A 22,896-nucleotide genomic window follows, 5' to 3' on the forward strand; every position below is an offset into this window, starting at 1 on the left:
CGGGCAGTTAAGCCCATGAGTCAATTATCGAAGGGGTCCACCGTGTCGTTGCTGCCGGACACCGCACGCCGGGTCGACGAGATCGCCGCTCGCGCGCAGGCCCAGGGGCGTACGCCGTCCCTCGCGCTCGCCGTGGTCCGCGACCGCGCGGTCCTGCATTTCGCCGGAATCGGCGAGCAGCCCCGGCCGGACGCGAAGACGCAGTACCGGCTGGGCTCGATCACCAAGACGATGACCGCGGCGATGGTGATGCAGCTGCGCGACGAAGGGTTCTTCGCCCTTGACGACCTGCTGTACCGCCACCTGCCGGGCACCCCGGTCGGCGGGGTGACCCTGCGCCAGCTGCTCGGGCACGTGTCGGGCCTGCAGCGGGAGCCGGACGGCGCGTGGTGGGAGCGGCGCGACGGCGGCGACGTCGACCAGCTGCTGGCCGAGCTGGGCTACGACAAGCTGTACGGCGCCCCGTTCCGCCGCTTCCGCTACTCCAACCTGGCGTACGGGCTGCTCGGGGCGGTGCTGGAGCGGGTGACCGGGGAGAGCTGGCAGTCGCTGGCCGCCAAGCGGGTGCTCGACCCGCTGGGCATGAAACGGACGACCTATCTGCCGGTCGAACCGTTCGCCCGCGGCTATGTGGTGCATCAGCTGGGCGGCACGCTGCACGAAGAGCCGCGCTGTGACGCCGGGGCGATGGCGCCGGCCGGCCAGCTCTGGTCGACCGCGACCGACATGGCGAAGTGGGCGGCCTTCCTGACCGATCCGGCGCCGGCGGTGCTGGCCCGGGAGACGGTCGACGAGATGTGCACGCCGGTGGTGATCCACGATCTGGAGTCGTGGACCGGCGGGCACGGGCTGGGCCCGCAGTTGTTCCGGGTCGGCGAGCGGGTCTACGTCGGGCACGGGGGTTCGATGCCGGGCTACCTGGCCCACCTGTCGGTGCACCGCAAGTCCCGGCTCGGGGTGGTGGTGTTCGCCAACTCGTACAGCCTGACCGGGACCAGCATCAAGGAGGTCGGCCTGGCCGCGCTGGACGCGGTGGTCGGCGCCGAGCCGGCCGCCCGGGCGATGTGGCAGCCGCCGGTGCCGGCCGAGGGCGAGGCGGCGGAGATCTGCGGGCGCTGGTGGTGGATGGGCCGGGAGTACGAGGTGACGGCCGACGGCGACGCGGTGGAGATGACCGCGGACGGGCATGGTTCGCGGTTCGTCCGGGAGGCTCCGGACCGCTGGCGGGGCGTCGACGGCGACAACGAGGGCGAGATTCTGGCCGTGCTCCGCGACCCCGAGACCGGCCAGGTCGACAAGATCGACGTGGCGACCTTCGTCTTCAGCCGCGACCCCCGGCACCTCGCCTGAGCCCCAGCCCCAGCCCACAAGCGACGGTCAGCACTCCGGCCCAGACCAGCGGCCGGGGCATCGCCCCGCCCATCAACACCCCGGTCACCGCGGCCGCGATCGGCGCGATCCCGGTCAGCAGCCCGGCCCGGGCCGCCCCCAGCCGCGACACGCACGTATACCAGAGCACGAACGCGACCGCCGTAACCGCGACCGCCAGATAGGCCCCGGCGAACAGGTCGTCCGCCGACAGCCGCAAGACCGCCGAAGGCCCCTCGAAGAACAGCCCGCCGGCCGCGAACACCAGCGCGGCCATCCACGTCGAGTGCACCGACACCCCCAACGGTCCGACGCGCCCCAGCACCGGCATCGCCAGCAGCGTGAACCCGGCCTCGCAGGCGAACGTCACCAGCGCCCACAGAAGCCCCACGTGATCGGCCCGGCCCAGCCCCTGGACCAGTCCCCGCTCCGGCAGTCACGACCGCGGCCGCGAGCACGAGCCGAGGGAGCGGCCGGTGCCCCTGCAGCATCGGCCCGGCCACCGCGAGCAGGATCGGCACGCACGCCACCGCCACCCCGAGCACCGCCGGTTCGGCGTGCCGGGCGCCCTGCACCAGCGCCACGTTGAAAAACAGCATTCCGGTCACCACGACCCCGCCCAGCCACAGCCACTCGGCGCCCCGCGGCCGCACGAGCCGCACCCCCGACCGGCGGGCGAACACCAGCAGCAAAAGGCAGGCCACGGCGTAGCGGAGAGCCTGCACGGTCAGGACCGGGGCCCCGGCGAGAGCTCCGGAGACGGCGACGCTGCCGCCGACGAAGACCATGCCGAGGGCGCCGGCCAGGCCGGCGGCAAGCTGAGATTCCGTACGCGGCGGGACGAGCACAGTAGCGGTCACGTCACCAGGTTCAACCCGCGTATGGTCCAGTTGAAGGACCAATCGGAGCACCAAGGAGTGGACCAATTCCCGGAAGCGACTTCCTTCAGCTGGTCAAAGAGGACGCGCCCCGGCACGGCCTGACCACCTGGCTGACCGAGGGCCTGCGGGACGCGATCGGCCAGGGCCGGCTGCCCACCGGTTCCGCGCTGCCCGCGACCCGGCGCCTCGCCGAGGAGCTGGGGATCTCGCGCGGCGTCGTCGTCGAGGCCTACCAGCGGCTGATCGACGAAGGGCTGGCCGGCGCGCGGACCGGCGCCGGCACGGTGGTGATCGCCCAGGGCACTCCGGCCGGCGAGCCGCGCGACCGCCGCCGGCTGCTCGACCGGCTGCGGCTGCCGCTCCCGCCGGCCGACGGCATCGATCTGGACCTGTCGCCGGGCGTGCCCGATCTCGCGGCCTTTCCGCGTACGGGATGGTTGCGCGCCGAGCGCGCGGTTCTCGCCGAGGTCTCCGCCGCCGACCTGGGTTATGGCGATCCGGGCGGCACCCCGCGGTTGCGGGCCGAGCTGGCGGCCTGGCTGGCCCGCACCCGGGGCGTGCGCGCCGAACCCGACGACGTGATCGTGGTCAGCGGCGTCGCGCAGGCACTCGGCCTGCTGGCGCAGACCTTCCACGCGGCGGGAACGACCGCGGTCGCGGTCGAGGACCCCGGATCCCGAGGGGCGCGAGATCAACTCGCGCACTGGGGCGTACGCAGCGTGCCCGCGCCCGTCGACGACGAGGGCGTCCGGGTCGACGCCCTCACCGAGCCGGTGGCCGTGCTGACCCCGGCCCACCAGTTCCCGACCGGGGTCGTGCTGAGCCCGTCCCGGCGCCGCGCGCTCCTGACCTGGGCGGCCGGGGGCGGACTGATCGTCGAGGACGACTACGACGCGGAACACCGCTACGACCGCACCCCGGTGGCCGCCCTGCAGGGGGCGTTGCCCGACCACGTCGCGTACGCGGGAAGCGTCAGCAAATCGCTCGCGCCCGGGATGCGCCTGGGCTGGCTCGTCGCGCCCCGCCGCCGGCAGGCCGACCTGCTCGCCGCGAAGCACGCCACCGACCTCGGCAATCCGGCGCTGCCCCAGCTGGTGCTGGCCCGGCTGCTGGCCTCGGGCGACTACGAGCGGCACCTGCGGCACGTGCGTACGCGTCAGCGCCGCCGCCGCGACGCCCTGCTCGCCGGTCTCCGCACCCATCTGCCGGGCGCCCGCGTCGCGGGCGTCGCGGCCGGCCTGCACCTGCTGGTCATGATGGACGGCGACACGCCCGACACCGTGCTGGCCGCTCAAGCCGCCGCGGCCGGGGTGCTCGTCCACCCGCTGTCCTGGCACCGGATCGCGCCGGGGCCGCCCGGCCTCGTCATCGGCTATGCCGCCCAGCCACCGGACCGCCTCGCGTCCGTCGGGGAACGACTCGCGGACGCCTTTACGGGACGGTGACGAAGTCGATCAGCCGCTCCATCGAGTTGATCAGCGGCGTCTCGACGTCCTTGTAGCTGCTCACCGACTTGAGGATGCGCCGCCACATGTCGGCCGGCTCGCGCACCCCGACCGCCTGGCAGATGCCCTCCTTCCACGGGCGGCCGGGCGGAATCACCGGCCACTTCGACAGGCCGACCCGCTGCGGCTTCACCGCCTGCCAGATGTCGATGTACGGATGGCCGGTGACCAGCACGTTCGGGTCGGTGACGGCGGCGACGATGCGGCTCTCCTTGGAGCCCGGCACCAGGTGGTCGACGAGCACGCCGACCTTTCGTCGCGGTCCGGGGCGGAAATTCCGCACCTCCGCCGCCAGGTCGTCGATGCCGTCCAGCGGTTCGACCACGATGCCCTCGATCCGCAGGTCGTCGCCCCAGATGCGTTCGATGAGCGCGGCGTCGTGAATGCCCTCGACCCAGATCCGGCTGGCCTTGGCCACCTGGGCCTGGACATGGTCCACGGCGATCGAGCCGGAGGCGGTGATCCTGGTCTTCTTCTCCGCGGGCAAGGCCGGCTTCGTCAGGGTGACCGCCTTGCCGTCGAGCAGAAAAGCGGCGGGCGACAACGGGAAGTTCCGACGTTTGCCGAAACGGTCCTCGAGCACGACCGCGCCTGATTCGAAACCCACCACGGCACCGCAGAATCCGGAATCGGCGTCCTCCACGACCAGGTCGGGCTCGGCCTCCACCTGGGGCACCTTACGGCGCTTGCGCCAATCGGACTTGAGTACATCCTCCCCATACATGTCCGCACGGTAACCCGTGCGTTGGGACACGTGGATTATGACGCTCCGGCCGAGACAACCTTCCCAATCGGCACGTACCCTTGCTCGCATGTCCCCCGCTGCTGATGCGGCCGTCCGCACCGCGCGGCGCTCGACCCGGTTCGTGACCTGGGTGCGCGCCTGGCGCGCCGGCCTGGTGCCGTTCGACGAGGTGTCCGACGAGATCGCGGCCGACGAGGAGCACCTCGTCGCCGACGCCCCCGGCACCTGGACCGACGTGCCCCTGCCGCAGGCCCTGCCGGTCTTCGCCAAGCTGCACCCCGACGAGATCCGGCTGGTCCTGCCGGCGCCCGGCGACCCGCGCGGCCTGCCCGGCCCGGGTGAGCTGACCGGCGCCGCGCTGCTGACCGGCGAGGCGGTGATGACCCCGTCGTTCGGCGTGGTCCCGCAGGTGCAGCGGCACGTCTCGGGCTCCGGCATGGAGTTCGAGACGGTGCTGTGGCGGTTCTTCCCGGTCCAGGAATACAAGCCGGTCTTCCAGCTCGGCGCGGCCGAGGCCGAGGGCGAGCTGACCGTCGCGCTCGGCGAGGCCACCGCCCAGCTCACCAAGCTCGACATCGCCCAGTGGAAACCCGAGCTGGCCGGCGCCCTGCAGGCGCTGCGCCGCCCGGAGAGCACGGCCACCCTGCCGCCCGGCTTCGACCCGCGGGCCCGCCGCCTGTTCGCCCGGGCCAGCGTGCTCGACCAGGTGCTCGCGCTGGCCGACCTCAACGCGCCCGGCGCCGCGGTCAACGGTTATGAGGCCCAGCAGCGCGACGCCGCGCTGCGCCCGCTGACCAACGCGTGCCGCCAAGCCCTGGTGGCCGCCTGCAATTCGCCGCTCCATGCCTGACAAGTTCGCGCACTGCACGTTCTGCGGGGCGCGGTTCACCCGCCACCAGCCGTGGCCGCGGCGCTGCGCGGCCTGCGGCGAAACCAGCTATCTCAACCCCAAGCCGGTCGCGGTCGCGGTGCAGCCGGTCGGCTCGGGCCTGCTCGCGGTGCGCCGGGCCATCCCGCCGGCCCGCGAACTCCTCGCGCTGCCGGGCGGCTACGTCGAGGTCGACGAGACGTGGCAGGCGGCCGCGGTCCGCGAACTCGAGGAAGAGACCGGCCTGACCGCCGACCCGGCGACGGTCCAGCTGTTCGACACGGTGAGCGCCCCCGACGGCACGCTGCTCGTCTTCGGCCTGCTGCCCCCGCTCGCGTCGGCGTCCGATCTCAAGCCGCCCTCCGCCAACGACGAGTCGCTCGGCTGGGAAATCCTGTACGGCCCGGCCGAACTCGGCTTCAGCATCCACACGGCCATCGCCAACCGCTTCTTCGCCCGCGCCTAGACCTTCGGTCATATCGAGGTCGCACCGTTCGCCGTCGAGCGGTTCGATACGACGTTCGGCCTGCCATCACGCAGCGCCGGGGCGCCTGGCAGGCGCTGGTTTCAGTCGATGCGGCCCTCGCTGACCAGCTGGGCCAGCACGAGACGGATCGCGGGTGCGGTGCGCTGGGCGTCGCCCTCGCCGAACCAGGCCAGCTCGGCGATCTCGTTGGCCGGCTTCGGGTCGCCGCCGGGGTCGCCGCCCTCGAAGCAGATCAGGCGGACCCGGGTGCCGGGCGGACGGTTGTGGGCCGGGGCGACGAAGTCGGCGAAGGCGGTCAGGGCCGCGGGGTCGACGACCATGCCGACCTCTTCCAGGACCTCGCGGGCGGCGGCCTGGGCGTACGACTCGCCCGGCTCCGGTTTGCCGCCGGGCAGATAGAACGCGTCCGAGTCGTAGGCGCGGACGACCAGCACCCGCCGGTCCCGCACGACCACCCAGGCAGCCGCGATCACAGTGTCAGGCACGGCCTGTTGCACCCCGTTCCTCAGGCGACGATGCTCACGCTGGTGCCGGACGGGATCTCGTCGAGCAGCGCCTTCTGGCCCGTCTTCGGCACCCGGATGCAGCCGTTGGAGATGTCGTGGCCGAAGACCGACGCGTGATACCAGCTGTGGATCGCCGTGTGCCCGTCCTGCAGGCCGGGCGCCAGCGCCTCCTTCTGCTCCGGCACCGCGCCGAGCACGAGAGCGTCGAGCCCCGCGTATTCGTCGCCGTCGGTCACCGTGCGCCCGAGCACGAACGTGCGGCCCAACGGCGTCGGCGTCTGGCTGGCCCCGGTCGCGACGGTCCAGCTTCCCTTGCGTACGCCGTCGCGCAGCCACGTCAGCTCGTGGTCGCCCCGCTTGAGGATCAGCTGGTCGTGCAGCTGGGCGGTGGAGAAGTCGTGGCCCGGGGCGAGCCAGCCGATCGTCCGGTCGACCGACGGCAGCAGCACCGCCGTCCACCCCTGGTCGCGGCCGACCACCGGCACGGTCACGTCGACGCCGCTGATCTCGGCCGGCAGGTAGGCCCGGGGCTGCCCGCCCGGCGCGTCGTAGACCACCACCCGGTCGTTGGGTTGCACGCCCTCGGTCAGCGGCGTGGTCGACGCCGACGCCTGATCGGCCGGGAACCCGCCCGGCACCTTGGTGTAGCTGATCACGGGAAGGTCGCGCGGCGCCTTGCGGACGACGAGCTGGCGTGGGGGCGCGCTGCTCGCCGGGGCCGAGGGCCGGACCGCCGGCTGGACCCAGTGCGTGGTCGTGCCCGGCGACCGCAGCGCCCACACGGCGACGGCCACCGCGACGAGGAGAACCAGCGCGGCCGGCACGATCCGGGACGGACGAAGCAGACGCGACACGCCGCCCACGCTAGGCCCTCGGCCCATCGACGCGGCACCCGGGTCGGCCCGGCCACCTCTTCGAAGGACCCCGATCAGACCGTTCGGCCCACCGGCATGATGATCGGATGGACGTGTCGATCCGCCCCCGCACCCCGGCCGACCTGGACGCCTGCGTGGCCGCGCTCCGTGAGGTCCACGAGGCCGACGGCTACCCCACGAACTGGCCGGCCGACCCGGCCGCCTGGCTCACCCCGCCGGAACTGGCCGCCGCCTGGGTGGCGTCGCTCGACGACGTCCCGCTGGCCGGCCACGCCCTGCTGGTGAACCGGCCGTCGGGCGAACTGGAGCTGGCCCGCCTGTTCGTTCCGCCGGCGGCCCGCCGCCGCGCGGTCGCCTCGGCCCTGCTGGCGGCGGCCGCGTCGGTGCGCCGCCCCCTGGTCCTCGAGGTGGTCGACGACGGCCGCTCCTCGGCGATCGCCCTGTACGAAGCCGCGGGCTGGCGGCACACCCACTCGACGACGGCCGCCTGGACCACGCCGGCCGGCGCCCCGGTCCGCCTGCGCCACTACGAGCTCTCCGTTTAGCACCGGCCGGCTCGTGGTCGGCCGGTCCGGGGCCGGCCGGCCGACGCCGTCACGGCAGTGCGAGGCCCGACGACGTCGTGGCGGGCTGGCCGTCCTGACCGTGGTCAGATCCCGGGCGGGGTCCAGGCCGGCGGCGACTGCGGGGCCGGGGCGGGCTGGCCCGGATAGGGCACGGGCTGCTCGGGATAGGCGCCGGCGGGCTGGTAGGGCGGCGGGTAGGCCGGGGCGGGGGCCGTGCGGGTGGCGAGGGTGGCGTGGACCTGGGCGAGCCGGGCGAGGACGCCCATCTCGGCGAACCAGGCGGCCCGGATGTCGGCGTCGATCGAGCGCTCGGCGCTCGTGTCGATGATCATCTGGAAGGTGCCGGCGGCCTGGCCGGCCAACTGCTCGGCTCGGATGTAGTGCTCGTCCGGTGTCATTGAACTGCCTCTCCCCCGCGGTGTCGTCCGTCCGCATCATCACCCTAGTGGTCAAGGAATACTGATCGCGTGATCACGCCTCCGGTCAAAGCCTTCGGCGCGGTGGGCGAGCCGGTTCGCCTGGCCGGCGGCAAAGGGGGTACGTGGCGAGCCGGCGACCTGGTCCTCAAACCGGTCGAATACCTGCCCGAGACGCTGTGGCGGGCCGAAGTGCTCGACCAGCTGCCCGAAGACCCGGAGTTCCAGGTGGCCCGGCCCGTACGGACCCTGGACGGCGAGTGGGTTTCGGACGGTTGGGAGGCGTCCCGCTTCCTCCCGGGCGAGCCGGACGTGAGCCGGCCCGACGACGTACTCCGCACCGGGATCGCCTTCCACGCCGCGCTGGCTCAGGTCGCCCGGCCCGCGTTCCTCGACGTTCGTGACGACCCCTGGTCCGACGGCGACCGGGTCGCCTGGGAGGAATCTCCGTTGGAGGCTTCGCCGGTCGCCCGGGAGCTGCTGCGGCCGCTGCTCGAGGCGCGCCACCCGGTCGGCCTGCCGGCCCAGGCGGTCCACGGCGACCTGGCCGGCAACGTCCTGTTCGCCCCGGGCCGGCCGCCGGCCGTCATCGACTGGCCGCTCTACTGGCGTCCCCCGTCGTGGGCGTCCGCGGTCGCGGTCGCCGACGCCCTCTGCTGGTACGGCGCCGGTCCCGACCTGGCCGAGCGCTGGTCACACCAGCCGGAGTGGCCGCAGATGCTGATCCGCGCTCTGGTCTACCGCATCGTCACCCACGACCGGACCTCCGGCCTGGCCGGCCATCTGGACGCCTACCGCCCGGTCATCCACGCCGTGCTTCGTCGTACGCGGCCCGGCTCGTCTCCACCGCCGTGATGTGCTCGCGTCCCCAGGCCCGGACCGCCGCCAGTGGTCCGAGCAGCGAGCGTCCGGTGGCAGTGAGGTGATATTCGGTGCCCGGCGGGACGGACGGAAGCACCCGCCGCACGAGGAGCCCGTCGCGTTCGAGGCTCCGGAGGGTCTGGGTCAGCATCTTCTCGCTGATGCCGGGCGCGGCCGCCCGGAGTTCGGCGAAACGCTTCTCGCCGCCGGCCAGGCTGTCGAGCAGGACGACCGTCCAGCGGTCGGCCAGCCGGGCCAGTGTCTGCCGGGTAGAGCACGTGGTGGGACAGTTTCGGTCGCTCTCGACCGGCAGCAGGGAGCCGGCCCGGAGTCTGGTCGCCATGAGCCGACGCTACGCACCTGCAAGTGCGTTCTGGCGGCCGGGCGCTGCCCGGCCGAGAGTGTGGCCATGATGCTGGGAGAAACCGAGATCAGCTTTGTGGCCGACGCCGAGGTGCGCGGCCGTCCCGAGGATTTCTTCCCGGGGAGCGGCTGGACCGGGGGCGAGATCGTCGCGCGGGTGGGCTCGTTCCTGATCCGTACGCCGGAGCGGACCGTCCTGGTCGACCTCGGCCTCGGCCCCGGCGGTGAGCTGCTGGACAACCTCGGCCGGCACGATGTCACGCCGGCCGACGTCGACCTGGTCGTCTTCACCCACCTGCACCGCGACCACGTCGGCTGGACCGGGGCCTTCCCGAACGCGCGATACCTCGTCGACGAGCGCGAGTGGGCCTACTGGTGCGCCCGTCCGGGCGGCGTCGGACCGGATCCGGACCGGGTGCTCGCCCCGCTGACCGGCGCGATCGGCTCCCTGGGTGCCCTACCGCCCGGCCTGGAGGCGGTCCCGGCGCCCGGGCACACGCCGGGCCACACCTGCCTGCTCGTCACCGATCCGGGAACGGCCGATCGCGTGCTCCTGCTCGGCGACCTGCTGCACGACCCGGCCCAGTTCGACCACCCGGGCTGGCATTTCCGCTCCGACACCGATCCGGCCCTGGCCGCCTACAGCCGCCGCGAGGTGCTGGCCCGCTTCCGGGACGCCCGGACGGCGCTCGCGGGCGCGCATTTCCAGGGCCTGACCTAGACCTCGCTGATGAGGTCGGCGACCGAGTTGACGATGCGGGACGGGCGGTACGGGTAGCGCTCGCTCTCGGCGCGCGTGCTGATGCCGGTCAGCACCAGGATCGTTTCGAGGCCGGCCTCGAGCCCGCACAGGACGTCGGTGTCCATCCGGTCGCCGATCATCGCCGTGCTCTCGCTGTGGGCCTCGATCGTGTTGAGGGCCGACCGCATCATCATCGGGTTGGGTTTGCCGACGAAGTACGGCTCGACGCCGGTCGCCTTGGAGATCATGGCGGCGACCGAGCCGGCGGCCGGGAGGGCGCCCTCGTTGGAGGGGCCGGTGGCGTCGGGGTTGGTGCAGATGAACCGGGCGCCGTCGTCGATCAGGCGGATGGCCTTGGTGATGGCCTCGAAGCTGTAGGTGCGGGTCTCGCCGAGCACCACGTAGTCGGGGTCGAACTCGGTCAGCACGTAGCCCGCGGCGTGCATCGCGGTGGTCAGGCCGGCCTCGCCGATCACGTACGCCGTGCCGCCGGGCCGCTGGTCGGCCAGGAACTGCGCGGTGGCCAGGGCGGCCGTCCAGATCGACTGTTCGGGCACGTCGAAGCCCATGCGGCTGAGCCGGGCCTGCAGGTCGCGCGGCGTGTAGATCGAGTTGTTGGTGAGGATCAGGAACGGCTTGCCCGACGTCTTCATCCGGTTGACGAACTCCGGGGCGCCCGGCACCGGCACACCTTCGTGGACGAGCACCCCGTCCATGTCGGTGAGCCAGCTCTCGACGGCCTTGCGCTCAGGCATCAGTCTCCTCGTGGGGGTCGCTGCAGCGTGGGACAACAACCGCCGGGGCAGTCGTCCCAGACCGGGAGCGTACCGAGCCGCGCCCGGGGTCGCCCGGCGGTGCGCTCCTCGACCAGTTCGCGGACCATCGTGACGAACCGCGGGTCGGTGCCGGGGGTGGCCGCGCGGACGTAGCCCAGGCCCAGCGAACTCGCTGTTGAAGCGGCCTCGTTGTCGAGGTCCCAGAGCACTTCGAGGTGGTCGGAGACGAACCCGATCGGGCTGATCACCACGTCGGTGATGCCCTTTTCGGCCAGCACCCGCAGGTGGTCGTTGACGTCGGGTTCGAGCCACGGCACCTGGGGCGGGCCGGAGCGGCTCTGCCACACCAGGTCCCACGACAGGTCGGGGGCGGCGCCCGCGTGCACCAGGGCGGCCGTCTCGTTGAGCTGGGCGGTGTAGCGGTTGCCGTGCGGGCCCGCCTGTTCGGCCATGCCGACCGGGATCGAGTGTGCGGTGAAGACGATCCGGGTCGTTTCGCGGTGATCGGCGGGCAGGGTGGCCAGCGCGGCCTGAACCGCCGACACGTGCGGCCCGACGAATCCGGGATGGTCGTGGAACTGCCGCAGTTTGGTGATCTGGGGCGCCCGGGGCCCGACGAAGGCGCGGGCCCGGGCGATGTCCTCCCAGTACTGCCGGCACGACGAATATCCGCCGTACGCGCTGGTGGCGAACCCGAGGGCGTGGGTCACCCCGTCGTCGCGCATCCGCGCCACGGTGTCCTCGAGCATGGGGTGCCAGTTCCGGTTGCCCCAATAGGCCGGCATGCCCAGGCCGGGTGAGACCGCGGCGAGCAACGAACGGCACTGCTCGTTGATCGGCGAGACACCACCGAAGTGCATGTAGTGTTCGGCCACCGAGAGAAGCCGCGACTCGGGCACGCCGCGACCGCGCACCACGTTGCGCAGGAACGGCATCACGTCGTCCGGTTTCTCCGGCCCGCCGAAGGACAGCAGGACGAAAGCGTCGTACTCCACCCTGCCATTCTCCTCCCGGGTCACGCGCCTAGCGCGTGGTAACCCCCGTCGACGTGAACGACCTCACCCGTGGTGGCCGGGAACCAGTCCGAGAGCAGCGCGCACACGGCTTTGCCGGCCGCCGACGTGTCGTGCAGGTCCCATCCGAGGGGCGCCCGCTGGGCCCACGCGTCCTCGAACTGCTCGAACCCGGGGATCGACTTGGCCGCCATCGTGCGCAGCGGGCCGGCCGAGACCAGGTTGCTGCGGATGCCCTGCTTGCCCAGGTGCAGAGCGAGGTAGCGCGACGCCGACTCGAGCCCGGCCTTGGCCACGCCCATCCAGTCGTAGACCGGCCACGCCTTCGTCGCGTCGAAGGTCAACCCCACGATGCTTCCGCCGGACCGCATCAGCGGCAGGCAGGCGGCGGCGAGCGCTTTATAGGAGTACGTCGAGACCTGTAGCGCCTTCGCCACGTCGTCCCACGGCGCGTTGAGGAACTCGCCCCCGAGCACGCTCTGCGGCCCGAACGCGATCGAGTGGACGACACCGTCGATGCCGTCCATGTGCTCCCGGACCTTCTCCGGGAGCGCCTGAAGATGAGCCGGGTCGGTCACGTCGAGCTCGATCACCGGGGGTGGCGACGGCAGACGCTTGGCGATCCGCTCGACCAGGGACAGCCGGCCGAATCCGGTCAGCACGACGGTGGCGCCCTGCTCCTGGGCGATCTTCGCCACCGAGAAGGCGATCGAGGCGTCGGTGATCACACCGGTGACGAGCAGCCGCTTACCGGCCAGAAGTCCAGACAACGGAAAAAGCCCCCTAAAAGGAAAAAATCAGTGTCCCATGCCCAGGCCGCCGTCGACCGGGATCACGGCGCCGTTGATGTACGCGGCCGGCCCGGAGGCGAGGAAGACCACCGCGGCGGCCACCTCGTCCGGCGTGGCCAGCCGCCCGGCCGGCACCGCCTTGATGATCTCGGCCTGCCGCGCCTCGGACAGCACCGCGGTCATCTCGGTGTCGATGAAGCCGGGCGCCACCACGTTGGCCGTGATGTTGCGGCTGCCCAGCTCGCGGGTGATGCTGCGGGCCAGACCGACCAGGCCGGCCTTGCTCGCGGCGTAGTTGACCTGGCCCGGGCCGCCGTAGAGCCCGACGACCGACGAAATGAAGATCATGCGGCCCCACTTGGCCCGCAGCATCTTGCCGCTCGCGCGCTTGGCGACCCGGAACGCGCCGGCCAGGTTGGTGTCGATCACCCGGTCGAACTGCTCCTCGCTCATGCGCAGCAGCAGCGTGTCGTCGGTGATGCCGGCGTTGGCCACCAGCACCTCGACCGGGCCCAGTTCCTTCTCGATCGTGGTGAACGCCGCGTCGACCTGTGCCGAGTCGGTGATGTCGCACTGCACGCCGAACAGGCCCTCGGGAGCACCGGAGCCGCGGTGCGTGACGGCGACCCGGTCGCCTTCCTTCGCGAACGCCTGCGCGATCGACAGGCCGATCCCCCGGTTACCTCCGGTCACCAACACCGTCCGAGCCACGACAACGCTCCTCATACCCAGGTAGGGGTGCCGGGGTGGCACCTCGGTAGGACGACGGGGCCAGCCGCCCGCCGTAACCTGCCGGGATGGAGACTAGCGGTCCGGGAGCCGGGCGCGCCGTGATGGGGCCGTTGCGCCGGCTCTTCTTCGGCAAGGAGGTGCCGCGACCCGCGGCACGCGTTCGCTTCATTTCGTACGCGCTTCCGATCGCGTTGCTGGCTCTCATCGGACTGGGTGCGGCCGCCGGGCAATATCTGCTGGCCAACCGGCATTCGCTGGTGCCCCTGGCGGTGTGGGCGCTCGCGGTCGGCTCCGTGCTGCCGGCCGTCGCCGCGTACACCCGGCCCGTCCTGGCCTGGCGCCTGGCCTTCCTGATGATGTTCCTCGGCACGGTCAACGAGGGGCCGAAGGAGCCCTGGCCGTGGAACCCCGTGCAGATCTTCGTCTTCCTGTTCGTGCTCGGCCGGCTGGCCGTGGTCAGCCGGGAGTCGTGGCTGACGTTCTGGGCGACCGCGCTGAGCGTGGGCACGGTCTTCCTCTATGCCCCGCCGGCCAACGCGTGGGGCGCCGCGGTGCTGCTGGTCGCGATCGCGTCGATCGGCGACATCTTCGCCCGGCGCCGCCGCACCGGCGAACTGGTCGCCGAGCAGAACGAGCTCACCGAGCTCGAACGGGCCAAGCGGGCGATCCTCGAGGAGCGCACCCGCATCGCCCGCGAGATGCACGACGTGGTCGCCCACCACATGTCGATGATCGCCGTGCGGGCCGAGACCGCGCCGTTCCGGGTGCCCGGCATGACCGAGGAGACCCGGGCCGAGCTGGCGACGATCGCGTCGGCCGCCCGCGACGCCCTGACCGACATGCGGCGGCTGCTCGGCGTGCTGCGCTCCGAGAAGGAGGAGACGCTGACCGAGCCCCAGCCCGGACTCGCCGACGTCGACGCGCTGGTCGAGACCGCCCGCGCCGCCGGGCTCGACGTGGCGGTCGAGTCGGAGGGGCTCAACGGGGTGCCGCCGACGGTGGGGCTCGCGGCGTACCGGATCGTGCAGGAAGCCCTCGCCAACGCGGCGCGCCACGCGCCGGACGGCCCGGTGACCGTCCGGGCTCGCGGCACTTCCGACCGCCTGCTCCTCCTCGTCAGCAACCCCTTGCCGCGAAAACCCCCGCTCCGGGAGCCGAGCGGCGGCTCCCGCGGACACGGCCTCGCGGGGATGCGTGAGCGCTCGACGCTGCTGGGTGGCACGCTGTCGGCCGGACCGGTGGGCGGCGAGTTCGTGGTGAGCGCCATCCTGCCGATCGGTGACCAGGGGGCTGGCGAGGGGACCGGTGCATGATCAAGGTGCTGATCGCGGACGACCAGGCGATGGTCCGCGAAGGCTTCGGCGCGCTGCTCAACGCGCAGCCCGACATCGCGGTGGTGGGCGACGCGTCCGACGGCGAGGCCGCGGTGCGGCAGTCGCGCGACCTGCGGCCCGACGTGGTGCTGATGGACATCCGCATGCCGGTCATGGACGGCCTGGAGGCGACCCGCCGCCTCGGTGCCGACGGCCCGAAGGTCCTGATCCTGACCACGTTCGACCTCGACGACTACGTCTACGAGGCACTGCGGGCGGGTGCGAGCGGCTTCCTGCTCAAGGACGCTCCCGCGGCTGACCTGATCAACGCCGTACGCGTCGTGGCCTCGGGAGAGGCCCTGCTCGCGCCGTCGGTGACCCGGCGCCTGATCGCCGAGTTCGCCGCCCGCCCGGCCGCCAACAAGCCCCGCCCGACCGCCCTCAACGCCCTGACCCCGCGCGAGACTGACGTGCTGCGCCTGATCGCCCGCGGCCGCTCCAACACCGAGATCGCCGAAGACCTGGTGGTCGCCGAGCAGACGGTGAAGACCCACGTCGGCCGGGTGCTGGCCAAACTCAACCTCCGCGACCGTGCCCAGGCGGTCGTTTTCGCCTACGAGACGGGTCTCGTCATACCCGGGTAGCACCGGCAAGTGACCTCTCCGGTGTGACGATCGGGGTCTATATGCGGCCGGAATCTACGGCCCATGCGAATCCTTCCGGTCGTCACCCTGCTGCTCGCCACCACCCTCAACCCGGTGCCCCGGCCGGCTTCGGCGGCCACTCCCACGCCGGCCGTCCAGCACCTGCCGGCGTTCTCGGAGGCCTACCGCGAGACGGCCGTGCGCATGCTCGCCACCGGCTGCCCGTACGCGACCTGGGCCGGCGAGGGACGCCGCTTCCTCTTCTTCGACCCGGCCGGCGACGGCCGCGCCGCCGAGGTGTTCGGCGACCTGTCGACCGCCAAGCACATCGCGATCCTGGTGCCCGGCGTGGGCACGACGCTGACCGACTTCGAGCGCGGCCTCGGCGGGGTCGCCCGGCGCGCTCCCGGCGTGCAGGGCAAAACCCTGTACGAGCAGCTGAGCAAGCGCAGCCGGGACACCGCGGTCATCTCCTGGCTCGGCTACGACACGCCGGACGGCATCGACCTGGCCGCCGCGACCGAGGGCCGGGCCCGCACCGGGGCGGCCGCGCTGACCACCTTCGTGCACGATGTGCTCGCCCAGAGCCCGGCCGCTTCGGTGTCACTTATCGGACACAGCTACGGCTCGATGGTGGTCGGAATGGCCGCCCGGCACCTGCCCGAGGTGCGCGACGTGGTCACCCTCGGCTCGCCCGGGCTCGGCGTGAACCATGCCTCGGATCTCGGCGGCGCGACCGTCTGGGCGGCTCAGGCTCCCGCGGATTGGATCCGGCGGATCCCCCAGCTGCGTATCCTGGGGCTGGGCCTGGGCAAGCGCCCGACCTCGTCCGGCTTCGGCGCACACCTGCTGCCCACCGACGGTGTCGCCGGTCACGATTACTACCTGGTTCCGGGCAGCGCCACCCTCCGAGCGGTCACCGACATCGTCCTCTCGGGTGGTCCTCGACACGACGTGCCGGGGCGCGTTTCTTAGCTGTGCCTTAAGGGGTACAGTTCCGGTCGGCCTGTGAGTTTGCTGCGACTTTGAGGAGGTGATCGCTGTGCGAGATAGCGATCCTCCTAGTCGTGGCCGGGCCTGATCATTCAGCGCCTCTGAGCCGCTGAAGATCCTCTCGTCCGCCCCCGCATCCCCTGGCTGGTTGCCGCCTTCGCGCGTCCAGGCCGGGTTGTCGTGCGCGCCGCGACTCAAGGATGCCCGGGTGCCGGCCGCGACTGTGACAAGCGCGCGTGAACCATTCGCCACGTCACTGCAGCGGAAGAAGTCGAACCATGAAGAACTTCGTTGCGCCCCTCAGCTTCACCCTCGCCGCCGCCTGGGTGGTCGTCCTGTTCGTACTCGTCCACCCCTGAGGTTCCAGGGCCGGTGTTGTGGCCCGTGGTTATCCGATGCCCGCGAGGCTTCGCGGGCCACGGACGACCACGAGTCATGACACCGCCCGGCAAGCTAGGGCAGACGGCTCGTCCACAGAAGACTCAGCGCCGCCGCGCACAAGCCGAAGAGCAGCGCGGCACCGGCGTACCACTGGGTCACCTCGCGTGACTCCACCCGGTGGCCGATCGAACTGCCCATGTCCTCATAGACCTTCTTGAGCTCGCTGACCGACGCCGCCTCGTAGAAGTGGCCCTTGGTCTTGTCGGCCAGCTGCTGCAGCGACACCCGGTCGACCGGGACCTTCTGCAGCGCACCCCGGATGTCGACGACCCCGTTGTCGGTGCCGAACGCGATCGTCGACACCGGCACGTTGGCCTGCGACGCCGCCGTCTCGGCGTCCTCGATCGACCGGCCCGACGTGCGATAGCCGTCGGAGAGCAGCACGATGCGGGCCGGCGGCGCGCCGGCGGCCCCGTCGGCCGGCACCGACTTGATGGCGTCGAGCGAGGTGAACACGGCCTCGCCGGTCGCCGTCGCCTCGGCCAGCGACAACCCGTCGATGCCGGCGATCACCGCGTTGCGGTCCTTGGTCGGCGACACCAGCACGTTGGCCGACTTCGCGAACGACACCAGCCCCAGGTTGTAGCTCGGCGGCAGCTCCTTGACGAACGCCCGGGCCGCCTCCTGCGCCGCCTCGATCCGGGTCGGCGCCACGTCGTCGGCCTCCATCGACAGCGACACGTCGATCGCCAGGATCACCGTGGCCCGCTCCAGCGGCTCCTTCTGGTCGACCGACGGCCGGGCCATGGCCAGCCCCAGGCCGAGCAGGCTGAGCAGGAACGCCAGCGCCGACACGTGCCGGCGCCAGCCCAGGCCGCGGGGCGCCAGCGTGCGCAGCAGGTCGACGTTGGTGAACCGCATCGCGTACTGCCGGCGGCGGAACTGCCGGAACACGTAGAAGGCGGCGGTGAGCGCCACGGGCAGCAGCGTCAGCAGCCACCAGGGCGACAGGAAACGGATCATCGCGTGGTCCCTCGCGTGCGGGCGTGTCGCTGGGCGGCCACGAATCGGACCATGTCCAGCAGCCAGTCGGTGTCGGTGCGCAGGCGCAGGTGGGAGGCGCCGGCCGCGCGCAGCGCCCGGGCGATCGCGGCGCGCTGCTCGCCGGCCGCCTCGGCGTAGCGGCGGCGCAGCTCCGGGTCGGCCGTCTGCACCTCGTGCAGCAGGCCGCTCTCGGGATCGGCCAGGGTGAGCACCCCGACGTCGGGCAGTTCCAGCTCGCGCGGGTCGACAACCTCGACGGCGAGCACGTCGTGCCGCACCCCGAGCTTGCGGATCGGCCGCTCCCACCCCTCGACCGGCGCCATGAAGTCGGAGATCACCACGGCCACGCCCCGGCGCCGCGGCGGCCGGTTGAGCATTTCGATCAGGGCGCCGAGGTCGGCCCGGCCCGGCAGGATCCGGGTGCGGGCGATCCCGCGCAGCAGCCCCTGCGCCTCCTTGCGGCCCGGCCGGGCCGGCAGACGCACAAACGGAGCCTGCGGGTGCGACTCGGGCGCGGCGGCCGGCTTCCGGCGCCACCGGGCGGCACGCTCCGGCGGGCGTACGCCGGAGCCGGTCCCGACGACCGCACCGATCCGGTTACCGCCCCGAACCGTCAGATGCGCCATAGCAGTCGCCGCGGCCAGCACGAGGTCGCTCTTGAGCCAGCGCGCGGTGCCGAACTCGAGGCTCGCCGACAGGTCGACGGCCAGCCAGGTCTCCAGCTCGCGGTCGGCAACCGTCCGGCGCACGTGCGGCAGCGTGGTGCGCGCGGTGACCGGCCAGTCCATCCGCCGCACGTCGTCGCCCGGCCGGTATTCGCGGGACTCCCCGGCCTCGCTGCCCGGCCCCGGGAGCAGCCCCACGTAGTCGCCCTGCAGCAACCCGTCCAGCTTCCGCGTCACCAGCAGCTGAAGCCGCCCGAGCACCGCCTCGGCCCGCGCGGTCGAGTCCTCGATGCCGGCCGACGACCGGCCCTCCCCGCCCGCCGCCGACCGCACACCACCGTTGGCCGCCGCCCCGCCACCGCCGTTCGCGGCCCAGCCGCCACCGCCGTTCGCGGCCCAGCCGCCACCGCCGTTCGCGGCCCAGCCGGCACCGCCGGGCGCGGTGGGGCCGGTGCCGCCGTTGGCGGGCGGGCGGCCGTCGCCGGGCGGGGGCTGCGTCACTGCTGGGCCGGCCACACCGCCGCCTGCGGGTAGGGATGGCTGCCGGCCGGCACCCCGCTCACCGGCATCTGGCCGTTGGGCGGCTGGCCGTTGGTGAACTGCTGGCCGGGCGACGTGCCCTGGCGGGCGGCGACCGAGGGCATCGGCACAGTCTGCATGATGCGCGCCACGATGTGGTCCGCCGGGATGTCGTCGGCCAGCGCGTCGTAGCTCAGCACCAGGCGGTGCCGCAGGATGTCGGGCGCGATGTCCTGCAGGTCTTGGGGAAGCGCGTAGTCACGGCCGCGGAGCAGGGCCAGCGCGCGGGTCGCCCGCACGATGCCGAGCGAGGCGCGGGGGCTCGCACCGTACTGAATGAGCTGGGCGACGTCGGGCATGCCGTGCTGGGCCGGGGCGCGGGTCGCCAGCACCAGCCGCACCGTGTAGTCGACCAGCGCGTTGTGCACGAACACCTGGTCGGCCCGGCGCTGCAGGCCGAGCAGGTCTTCCGGGGTGAAGACCGCCTTGGCCTCGGGCGGGTTCACGCCCATGCGGTAGACGATCTCGCGCTCCTCGGCGTCGGTCGGGTAGCCGACCAGGATCTTCATGAGGAAGCGGTCGCGCTGGGCCTCGGGCAGCGGGTAGACGCCCTCCTGCTCGATCGGGTTCTGCGTCGCCATGACCAGGAACGGGTCGGGCACCTCGTGGGTCTGCCCGCCGATCGACACCTGGTGCTCGGCCATCACCTCGAGCAGCGCCGACTGCACCTTGGCCGGCGCCCGGTTGATCTCGTCGGCGAGCAGGAAGTTGACGAACACCGGCCCCAGTTCGACGTCGAACTTCTCGCTCGACTGCCGGTAGATGCGGGTGCCGACGATGTCGGCCGGCACCAGGTCGGGCGTGAACTGGACCCGCGAGAACGTGCCGCCGACCACCCGGGCCAGCGTCTCGACGGCCAGGGTCTTGGCCACGCCGGGAACGCCCTCGAGCAGGCAGTGGCCGCGGGCGAGGAGGGCGACGAACATCCGCTCGACCATCCGGTCCTGCCCCACGATCACCCGCTTGACCTCGAACATGGCGCGTTCGAGCTGGGTCGCGTCCTGCGCCGGGGGCACGGGCGCCTCGGGGCGGTCGGTCTCGGGCGTGGTCGGCTGGGCCACCGGTCCTCCACAGCAGGGTCGCGAACGGCTATCGACGCTCAAGACTTACACGACCGACCTGGGAGAGTGCCGCCGGTAGGCCCGTTTCGTCGCCGTGGCCCCGCGACGACCCCCGAGTGCCCCGCGACCCGAGCAGCCCGCGCCTCCCCCACCCCGGCACTGGGTGGGGTCCAGGCAACCAGCCGGGTCCGACAAATTTCGGAGTTGTCCACCGAACAGGGCGCGGCTATTACGCGGCGTCGCAGGCAGACGCCATGGTCCGGTCGTGTCGATCTTTCTGCGCGATGCGCCGGAACGGGCACCCGTACTGGGAGGATGCGCCCTCCGCAGAACCGTGTAACATTCGTCTCGTCGCCGGGCGGCTTCCCCCGTGGTCGCCCGGCGACGTAACAGACGCCTAGGCGTCCTCTGTCCGCAAGATGCGCGGACCTGAGGGCGCTCTTTTATTTTCCCCTGGGGGCCCGAGCCCCCAGACCCCGCGGTGCGGTGGTTGAGGTGGGGCCGCGGCTATCGTTGGGTGATGGGTGAGGGGCCGGCGGTGCAGTGTTCGGCCAAGGCGTGCCGGGCCGGCGCGACGTGGCAGCTGCGGTGGAACAACCCGAAGTTGCACGCGCCGGAATACCGGAAGACCTGGCTGGCCTGCGACGATCATCGTGAATCGCTGGGCGGGTTTCTCGAGGTGCGGGGTTTCCTGCGCGAGGTGACGCCCTTCGGTGCGGCGGCGGACGCGCCGATCTCCTAGGCTGGCGCTGTGACCGAGCAGCCCGTTGCCGCCGCGCCCGGCCCCGCCGACGCTCTCGAGCCGTGGCCCGACACGGTCGCCTGGCAGCGGGTCTCGCCCAAATTGATCACTGTGGAGTTGATCGCGCGCAGCACGTTCGCGGCGGTGGTGCTCGGCGGGCTCGGCATCGGGTGGGCGCTGTCGCCCTACTGGGCGTGGCCGGCCGGCATGGTCGTCACCGTGGTCTATGCGATCTGGCGGGCCTGGGTCACCGTGCGGGCGGTGCGCGCCTGGGGTTACGCCGAGCGCGACCAGGATCTCCTCGTCCGTCACGGGCTGCTGGTGCGCCGGCTGTCGATCGTGCCCTATGCGCGGATGCAATTCGTCGACGTCACCGCGGGGCCGTTGGAGCGGGCGTTCGGGCTGGCCACCGTCCAGTTGCACACCGCCGCCGCGGCCACCGACGCCCGGGTTCCCGGCCTGCCGCCGGCCGAGGCGGCCCGCCTGCGCGACCGCCTGACCGCCCTCGGCGAGGACCGGGCCGAGGGCCTGTGACGACCAGCGACCCGACTACCGGCGACCCGGCCCCCGCGGCCGGCGACCCGGCCCCCGCGGCCGGCGAGCCGCGCCGGCGGCTTCACCCGCTCAGCCCGTTCCTGCACGGTTTCAAGTCGATCGTCGTGATCGCCGGTGCCCTGAGCTGGAACACGTTGCGCGAGGTCGGGCTGGAGAGGTTCACCCTGGTCGTGGCCGGCCTGGCCCTGCTCGTGGTGCTGTTCTCGGTGGTCAACTGGCTCAACACCGGCTACCACGTGGTCGGCCGCGAGCTGCGCATCCAGGACGGGCTGCTCTGGCGCCGCAACCGGGCGATCCCGCTCGAACGCCTGCAGTCGGTGGAGTTGCGGCGGCCGCTGCTGGCCCAGCTCACCGGCCTGGCCGAGCTCCGGCTCGAGGTGGTGGGCGGCCACAAGACCGAGGCGCCTCTGGCCTACCTCACCGTGCGGGACGCGGCGGCCCTGCGCGAGCGGTTGCTCGCGCTCGCCGGGCGTACGCCCTCGCAGGCGCAACCGGTCGCCGGAGCGCAAGCGGCGGCACCCGGCGTGCCCGCTCTCGAAAGGCCGCTGCTCCGCGTCGCCAACCGTGACCTGGTGATCAGCCAGCTCCTGACGCCGCAGGCGTTTCTGCTGCCGGTCGGCGTGGCGTTCGTGGTCACCCAGTTCGCGCTGGCGCCGACCTGGACCTTCGTCGGCATCGCCAGCACGGTCACGGCGATGGCCGGCGTGCTGCTGCAGCCGGTGCGCCGGGTGCTGCAGGACTGGGATTTCCGGCTGGCCAGCGATCCGGGCGGGCGGCTGCTGGTGCGCTACGGGCTGTTGGAGACGCGCAGCCAGGTGGTGCCGCTCAACCGGGTGCAGTCGGTGTCGCTGACCTGGCCGCTGCTCTGGCGGGCGCAGAAATGGTTGCACGCCCGGCTCGACATCGCCGGGTTCGCCGGGCGGGAGGGGCGCGACGAGAAGCGTTCCGACCGGCTGCTGCCGGTGGGCGACTTCGGGACCGCCCGTCATCTGGTCGCCGAGGTGCTGCCCGGGGTCGACCTGGTCACGCTGGCCACCTCGCCGCCGCCGCCGCGGGCCCGCTGGCGGCACCCGCTGGCGCTGCGCTACATGGGCGTCGGGCTGACTCCCGAGGTGTTCGTGTCGCGCTGGGGCCTGCTGACCCGCGAGATGACCCTGGTGCCGTACGCCCGCCTGCAGAGCGTGCGGGTGGTGCAGGGGCCGGTCCAGCGGATGTTCCGGCTGGCCACGGTCGTCGCCGACACCGCCGGTGGCCGCTCCGGGCAGGCCCACGACCGCGACGTGCACGAGGCGTGGGCGCTGGCCGAGCAGCTGGCCACGCGGGCCCGGCTGGCGCGCGGCCCGGCGCCGCTGATGACCGACCGGCTGCCGGCCTATGAGGTCGCCGACGAGTCGTTCTGGCGACGCCCCGTCGAGTCCTAAGCT

26 protein-coding genes and 1 pseudogene are annotated in these 22,896 nt (G+C 72.5%); 13 read left to right on the plus strand and 14 right to left on the minus strand.

Going from position 1 to position 22,896, the window contains the following annotated elements; all coding sequences use genetic code 11:
• Positions 1–42: 42 nt before the first annotated feature.
• A complete protein-coding gene (locus AB0M88_RS03580) occupies positions 43–1,350 on the plus strand; it encodes a serine hydrolase domain-containing protein (RefSeq protein WP_364094788.1) in 1,308 nt (435 codons plus the stop codon).
• On the opposite strand, the gene AB0M88_RS03585 is transcribed toward AB0M88_RS03580, so the two are convergent.
• Both AB0M88_RS03585 and AB0M88_RS03590 read right to left on the minus strand, forming a co-directional pair.
• On the minus strand, positions 1,322–1,759 hold the full coding sequence (locus AB0M88_RS03585; protein WP_364094789.1) for an EamA family transporter: 438 nt from the start codon (positions 1,757–1,759) through the stop codon (positions 1,322–1,324). The two genes, AB0M88_RS03580 and AB0M88_RS03585, sit on opposite strands and share 29 nt — an antisense overlap.
• 94 nt (positions 1,760–1,853) lie before the next feature.
• A pseudogene (locus AB0M88_RS03590) lies at positions 1,854–2,156 on the minus strand (EamA family transporter); the annotation flags it as partial.
• A 203-nt stretch (positions 2,157–2,359) separates the two neighbouring features.
• On the opposite strand from AB0M88_RS03590, the gene AB0M88_RS03595 reads away from it, so the two are divergent.
• The gene (locus AB0M88_RS03595) at positions 2,360–3,694 is read left to right on the plus strand and encodes a PLP-dependent aminotransferase family protein (RefSeq protein ID WP_364094914.1); all 1,335 of its coding nucleotides are present in this window, start codon (positions 2,360–2,362) and stop codon (positions 3,692–3,694) included.
• Here the strand turns inward: AB0M88_RS03595 and AB0M88_RS03600 are convergent.
• Positions 3,681–4,478, minus strand: a complete 798-nt coding sequence (locus AB0M88_RS03600) for a DUF3097 domain-containing protein (protein ID WP_364094792.1) — start codon at positions 4,476–4,478, stop codon at positions 3,681–3,683. The two genes, AB0M88_RS03595 and AB0M88_RS03600, sit on opposite strands and share 14 nt — an antisense overlap.
• Positions 4,479–4,566: 88 nt before the next feature.
• On the opposite strand from AB0M88_RS03600, the gene AB0M88_RS03605 reads away from it, so the two are divergent.
• Positions 4,567–5,349, plus strand: coding sequence for a hypothetical protein (locus AB0M88_RS03605; RefSeq protein ID WP_364094794.1), 783 nt, complete (start codon positions 4,567–4,569; stop codon positions 5,347–5,349).
• Positions 5,342–5,833, plus strand: coding sequence for an NUDIX domain-containing protein (locus AB0M88_RS03610; RefSeq protein ID WP_364094797.1), 492 nt, complete (start codon positions 5,342–5,344; stop codon positions 5,831–5,833). The genes AB0M88_RS03605 and AB0M88_RS03610 overlap by 8 nt, the downstream gene beginning before the upstream one ends.
• A gap of 101 nt (positions 5,834–5,934) precedes the next feature.
• On the opposite strand, the gene AB0M88_RS03615 is transcribed toward AB0M88_RS03610, so the two are convergent.
• Positions 5,935–6,339 carry an NUDIX domain-containing protein gene (locus tag AB0M88_RS03615; protein ID WP_364094798.1) on the minus strand — a complete coding sequence of 135 codons (405 nt, stop codon included), beginning with the start codon at positions 6,337–6,339 and terminating at the stop codon, positions 5,935–5,937.
• 20 nt (positions 6,340–6,359) lie between these two features.
• Positions 6,360–7,214: a L,D-transpeptidase gene (locus AB0M88_RS03620; RefSeq protein ID WP_364094799.1), complete on the minus strand. Its 855-nt coding sequence runs from the start codon at positions 7,212–7,214 to the stop codon at positions 6,360–6,362.
• A 107-nt stretch (positions 7,215–7,321) separates the two neighbouring features.
• Between AB0M88_RS03620 and AB0M88_RS03625 the strand changes: the two genes are divergently transcribed.
• Complete coding sequence (locus AB0M88_RS03625; protein ID WP_364094802.1) at positions 7,322–7,780, plus strand: GNAT family N-acetyltransferase; 459 nt, start codon at positions 7,322–7,324, stop codon at positions 7,778–7,780.
• Positions 7,781–7,884: 104 nt separating this feature from the next.
• On the opposite strand, the gene AB0M88_RS03630 is transcribed toward AB0M88_RS03625, so the two are convergent.
• Complete coding sequence (locus AB0M88_RS03630) at positions 7,885–8,199, minus strand: hypothetical protein (protein WP_364094803.1); 315 nt, start codon at positions 8,197–8,199, stop codon at positions 7,885–7,887.
• A 69-nt stretch (positions 8,200–8,268) separates the two neighbouring features.
• Here AB0M88_RS03630 and AB0M88_RS03635 point away from each other — a divergent pair, with 69 nt between their 5' ends.
• Positions 8,269–9,072 carry a TIGR02569 family protein gene (locus AB0M88_RS03635; RefSeq protein ID WP_364094805.1) on the plus strand — a complete coding sequence of 268 codons (804 nt, stop codon included), beginning with the start codon at positions 8,269–8,271 and terminating at the stop codon, positions 9,070–9,072.
• Here the strand turns inward: AB0M88_RS03635 and AB0M88_RS03640 are convergent.
• On the minus strand, positions 9,020–9,421 hold the full coding sequence (locus AB0M88_RS03640; protein WP_364094807.1) for a helix-turn-helix domain-containing protein: 402 nt from the start codon (positions 9,419–9,421) through the stop codon (positions 9,020–9,022). The two genes, AB0M88_RS03635 and AB0M88_RS03640, sit on opposite strands and share 53 nt — an antisense overlap.
• Before the next feature lie 66 nt (positions 9,422–9,487).
• Here AB0M88_RS03640 and AB0M88_RS03645 point away from each other — a divergent pair, with 66 nt between their 5' ends.
• Positions 9,488–10,162, plus strand: coding sequence for an MBL fold metallo-hydrolase (locus AB0M88_RS03645; protein ID WP_364094810.1), 675 nt, complete (start codon positions 9,488–9,490; stop codon positions 10,160–10,162).
• On the opposite strand, the gene AB0M88_RS03650 is transcribed toward AB0M88_RS03645, so the two are convergent.
• The 4 genes from AB0M88_RS03650 to fabG are packed head-to-tail and all read right to left on the minus strand — an operon-like array spanning position 10,159 to position 13,474.
• Complete coding sequence (locus tag AB0M88_RS03650) at positions 10,159–10,938, minus strand: HAD-IIA family hydrolase (protein WP_364094813.1); 780 nt, start codon at positions 10,936–10,938, stop codon at positions 10,159–10,161. The two genes, AB0M88_RS03645 and AB0M88_RS03650, sit on opposite strands and share 4 nt — an antisense overlap.
• Positions 10,938–11,954 carry a ferrochelatase gene (locus AB0M88_RS03655; protein ID WP_364094816.1) on the minus strand — a complete coding sequence of 339 codons (1,017 nt, stop codon included), beginning with the start codon at positions 11,952–11,954 and terminating at the stop codon, positions 10,938–10,940. The genes AB0M88_RS03650 and AB0M88_RS03655 overlap by 1 nt, the downstream gene beginning before the upstream one ends.
• Before the next feature lie 20 nt (positions 11,955–11,974).
• A complete protein-coding gene (fabI, locus tag AB0M88_RS03660) occupies positions 11,975–12,742 on the minus strand; it encodes an enoyl-ACP reductase FabI (RefSeq protein ID WP_364094819.1) in 768 nt (255 codons plus the stop codon).
• Positions 12,743–12,769: 27 nt separating this feature from the next.
• On the minus strand, positions 12,770–13,474 hold the full coding sequence (gene fabG / locus AB0M88_RS03665) for a 3-oxoacyl-ACP reductase FabG (RefSeq protein WP_364094822.1): 705 nt from the start codon (positions 13,472–13,474) through the stop codon (positions 12,770–12,772).
• Between the two features lie 86 nt (positions 13,475–13,560).
• Between fabG and AB0M88_RS03670 the strand changes: the two genes are divergently transcribed.
• From AB0M88_RS03670 to AB0M88_RS03680, 3 genes are all read left to right on the plus strand, one after another.
• The gene (locus tag AB0M88_RS03670) at positions 13,561–14,808 is read left to right on the plus strand and encodes a histidine kinase (protein WP_364094825.1); all 1,248 of its coding nucleotides are present in this window, start codon (positions 13,561–13,563) and stop codon (positions 14,806–14,808) included.
• Positions 14,805–15,452 carry a response regulator transcription factor gene (locus AB0M88_RS03675; protein ID WP_364094826.1) on the plus strand — a complete coding sequence of 216 codons (648 nt, stop codon included), beginning with the start codon at positions 14,805–14,807 and terminating at the stop codon, positions 15,450–15,452. Before AB0M88_RS03670 ends, AB0M88_RS03675 begins: the two co-directional genes overlap by 4 nt.
• Before the next feature lie 63 nt (positions 15,453–15,515).
• Positions 15,516–16,427, plus strand: a complete 912-nt coding sequence (locus AB0M88_RS03680) for an alpha/beta hydrolase (protein WP_364094829.1) — start codon at positions 15,516–15,518, stop codon at positions 16,425–16,427.
• Positions 16,428–16,898: 471 nt separating this feature from the next.
• Here AB0M88_RS03680 and AB0M88_RS03685 read toward each other — a convergent pair whose 3' ends face one another.
• The 3 genes from AB0M88_RS03685 to AB0M88_RS03695 form a co-directional block, all read right to left on the minus strand.
• A complete protein-coding gene (locus AB0M88_RS03685) occupies positions 16,899–17,849 on the minus strand; it encodes a VWA domain-containing protein (RefSeq protein WP_364094832.1) in 951 nt (316 codons plus the stop codon).
• Positions 17,846–18,826 (minus strand): DUF58 domain-containing protein, encoded by a 981-nt coding sequence (locus tag AB0M88_RS03690; protein WP_364094917.1) that lies wholly within the window; start codon positions 18,824–18,826, stop codon positions 17,846–17,848. The genes AB0M88_RS03685 and AB0M88_RS03690 overlap by 4 nt, the downstream gene beginning before the upstream one ends.
• Before the next feature lie 206 nt (positions 18,827–19,032).
• Positions 19,033–20,175, minus strand: coding sequence for a MoxR family ATPase (locus tag AB0M88_RS03695; protein WP_364094835.1), 1,143 nt, complete (start codon positions 20,173–20,175; stop codon positions 19,033–19,035).
• 520 nt (positions 20,176–20,695) lie between these two features.
• Here AB0M88_RS03695 and AB0M88_RS03700 point away from each other — a divergent pair.
• The 3 genes from AB0M88_RS03700 to AB0M88_RS03710 are packed head-to-tail and all read left to right on the plus strand — an operon-like array spanning position 20,696 to position 22,893.
• Positions 20,696–20,917: a hypothetical protein gene (locus tag AB0M88_RS03700; RefSeq protein ID WP_364094838.1), complete on the plus strand. Its 222-nt coding sequence runs from the start codon at positions 20,696–20,698 to the stop codon at positions 20,915–20,917.
• A gap of 9 nt (positions 20,918–20,926) precedes the next feature.
• Positions 20,927–21,451 (plus strand): PH domain-containing protein, encoded by a 525-nt coding sequence (locus AB0M88_RS03705; RefSeq protein WP_364094841.1) that lies wholly within the window; start codon positions 20,927–20,929, stop codon positions 21,449–21,451.
• Positions 21,448–22,893, plus strand: a complete 1,446-nt coding sequence (locus tag AB0M88_RS03710) for a PH domain-containing protein (RefSeq protein ID WP_364094844.1) — start codon at positions 21,448–21,450, stop codon at positions 22,891–22,893. Before AB0M88_RS03705 ends, AB0M88_RS03710 begins: the two co-directional genes overlap by 4 nt.
• The last annotated feature ends 3 nt before the right edge of the window (positions 22,894–22,896 follow it).

Source organism: Actinoplanes sp. NPDC051411, assembly GCF_040682075.1.
Lineage (GTDB): Bacteria > Actinomycetota > Actinomycetes > Mycobacteriales > Micromonosporaceae > Actinoplanes.

Excerpts from the sequence above, each read along its gene's own strand:
- AB0M88_RS03600 (WP_364094792.1), bottom strand. The coding sequence starts at position 4,478 with ATGTATGGGGAGGATGTACTCAAGTCCGATTGGCGCAAGCGCCGTAAG.
- AB0M88_RS03605 (WP_364094794.1), top strand. The coding sequence starts at position 4,567 with ATGTCCCCCGCTGCTGATGCGGCCGTCCGCACCGCGCGGCGCTCGACC.
- AB0M88_RS03610 (WP_364094797.1), top strand. The coding sequence starts at position 5,342 with ATGCCTGACAAGTTCGCGCACTGCACGTTCTGCGGGGCGCGGTTCACC.
- AB0M88_RS03625 (WP_364094802.1), top strand. The coding sequence starts at position 7,322 with ATGGACGTGTCGATCCGCCCCCGCACCCCGGCCGACCTGGACGCCTGC.
- AB0M88_RS03630 (WP_364094803.1), bottom strand. The coding sequence starts at position 8,199 with ATGACACCGGACGAGCACTACATCCGAGCCGAGCAGTTGGCCGGCCAG.
- AB0M88_RS03640 (WP_364094807.1), bottom strand. The coding sequence starts at position 9,421 with ATGGCGACCAGACTCCGGGCCGGCTCCCTGCTGCCGGTCGAGAGCGAC.
- AB0M88_RS03645 (WP_364094810.1), top strand. The coding sequence starts at position 9,488 with ATGATGCTGGGAGAAACCGAGATCAGCTTTGTGGCCGACGCCGAGGTG.
- AB0M88_RS03650 (WP_364094813.1), bottom strand. The coding sequence starts at position 10,938 with ATGCCTGAGCGCAAGGCCGTCGAGAGCTGGCTCACCGACATGGACGGG.
- AB0M88_RS03670 (WP_364094825.1), top strand. The coding sequence starts at position 13,561 with ATGGAGACTAGCGGTCCGGGAGCCGGGCGCGCCGTGATGGGGCCGTTG.
- AB0M88_RS03675 (WP_364094826.1), top strand. The coding sequence starts at position 14,805 with ATGATCAAGGTGCTGATCGCGGACGACCAGGCGATGGTCCGCGAAGGC.
- AB0M88_RS03680 (WP_364094829.1), top strand. The coding sequence starts at position 15,516 with ATGCGAATCCTTCCGGTCGTCACCCTGCTGCTCGCCACCACCCTCAAC.
- AB0M88_RS03685 (WP_364094832.1), bottom strand. The coding sequence starts at position 17,849 with ATGATCCGTTTCCTGTCGCCCTGGTGGCTGCTGACGCTGCTGCCCGTG.
- AB0M88_RS03700 (WP_364094838.1), top strand. The coding sequence starts at position 20,696 with ATGGGTGAGGGGCCGGCGGTGCAGTGTTCGGCCAAGGCGTGCCGGGCC.